At 38.3% G+C, this 2,073-nt stretch carries 1 protein-coding gene; it reads left to right on the top strand.

Features of this window, described 5'->3' with window-relative positions:
* A partial coding sequence (locus AOB49_RS09900) for a DUF7507 domain-containing protein (protein ID WP_156471410.1) occupies positions 1–2,073 on the top strand: 2,073 nt, incomplete at both ends.

The raw sequence follows: 2,073 nt of genomic DNA, 5'->3' as shown, positions 1-2,073 counted from the left end.
ACATTAGTCAAACTGATTTTGATGCGATTGGTCGTTCTAGCGATGGTGATATTGACAATACCGTTGTTGCGACAGCAAGCGAAACCTTGGGATCTGAGAGTGTCCTAAGCGCGAGCGAAGAAGTGGAAGTAATCCTAAGTCCGGAGTTAAGGGTTGCGAAGAGCGCTATTGCTAAAAGCATGACAGGTGAATCCCTAAATAATGGTGCTTTAGATGATCATCTCACATTGGATACAAACGAATCGCAATCCGTGAACTCCGCAGGGCAATACATAGACTATCAGATTGAAATTTCTAATATTGGGAATACTACATTAACTGGAGTATCAATCCTTGATGGTATGTTCTCTGATCCAGATGTGTATATTGCTAGCGTTAAAAATGCTAGTGGGGATGAAATTGATTATCACTTAATCGGAAGCTCGATATCGCTAGATAACCCATTACAAGTTCAAGAAACAATTTTTATTAATTATGCATTAAATATCAATTTAGATGATTTATTGGATTCGACAATAGAAAATATTGCATCTGCTAGATCGGTAGAGACAGATCAATTATCAAAAACTTACTCGGCAAATTACAGCGTGATTGTTGATTTACCTCAATCTGATATTGCATTGAGAAAATTTGCAAATGTTGAAAGTGTTGAGGGTGTCGGCTCTACCGTTACATACACTCTTTATATTGTGAATGAGGGGGAGACCAACCTTACCAATATTAAGATTGAAGATTCAATGGTTGATAATACTGTTGTTTTATCCGTAAATCTGCATGATATTAATTCAAATACGACAAGTCCTACATCCTATAGTTTTGAAGATGGACTGATAGTTCTTGAATCACCACTGGGTGTCGGACAGTTTGTAACAATTTCCTACAATCACATTGTTACCGAGGCAGATTTTGTTGTGTCTGAGGTGGGCATTGAAAAGCATATATTTGATTATGCTAGCCCTGGAGATAAATTGGATATTGTTGATATGGGGTATGGCACATTTAGCGCATATGTAAATAGTGAAAATGTAAATCCATATGCAATAAATAGCGATCTAACATCTGATACTGATATACCCGCAAAGTTATTTTTCAATGTTGATAATACAGGCCTGGCAGTTGGAGTTAATGCTGGGGTTATGTCGGGCGATCGCGATGGAAATTCAGATCACCTCAAAGCTGTATTTAATCCAAATCAACTTAATGGTGGTAAGTCTGCAGTTGAGGGGGTTTCGGTAGTTTTCACAAACGCAAAAAGTGTAGAGTTAGCATTTACAGCTACATATGGTCTCAATTCAGATAAGTTTACAGGTTCGATTTTGATTAGTGAACGCGGGGATGTAAGTTTGAAAGAGTTAAATTCATTGGGTAAACTAGAAGGAAATACTACTTTTTCGGACGGCGTATACAAATTTATTGGGGTAAATAGCCTTCACGATGGATGGTTTACAGTTAGCCAGGTTAATGGCCCGGGTGGTGCTCAAAATAAAATTTACACCTTAAATTTTACGCCCTCCGATAGTTATGCAAACAGCTTCGACTTTTTTGTTGTTGGAGATTTGCTAAATAATTCAGTAGAACAGATTAAAGTGGTAGATGTGGCGTTTGATACAAAAGATTTTTATGTCAGTAACGTTGTAAATACCGCGTCAGTTTATTCCCTTGAGGACAATTCTCTCGATCAGTCTGATGAAATTTCTGTTAGCAGTTTAACAGTCTTATCAAATATTTCAGTTGAGGCCGCAACGATTGCAGCATCATTAGGTGAAAATAACTTCACGATATTAGATACATATTTCAATATTATGGCCATGGATAATAGTGTTGCTGAGAAAGTTTCTGGTCTAAAACTTAGATCGGATTCTCCTTTGTCAAGCGAGGAAATTGGCTTGCTGCAAGCTAAATTTTCGGATCTTGATGCCAATCAAATCTCACAAGCTGATCTCCCAACAGTAACGGCTCAGATAACTAATGACACTACTCCAATAGTTTCTGGTACAGCAGTCTTGGGGGCCGGCGAGGTCCTTGCTGTCACTGTGGGTACGCAAGTATTTAATAACGTGGCAGTTAGCGGTG

Origin of the sequence: Polynucleobacter sinensis (genome assembly GCF_001595985.1) — a bacterium.
Classification (GTDB): Bacteria; Pseudomonadota; Gammaproteobacteria; order Burkholderiales; family Burkholderiaceae; genus Polynucleobacter; species Polynucleobacter sinensis.
Note: the sequence above shows the minus strand (reverse complement) of the source record. Positions and strands in the feature narration are given on the sequence as shown.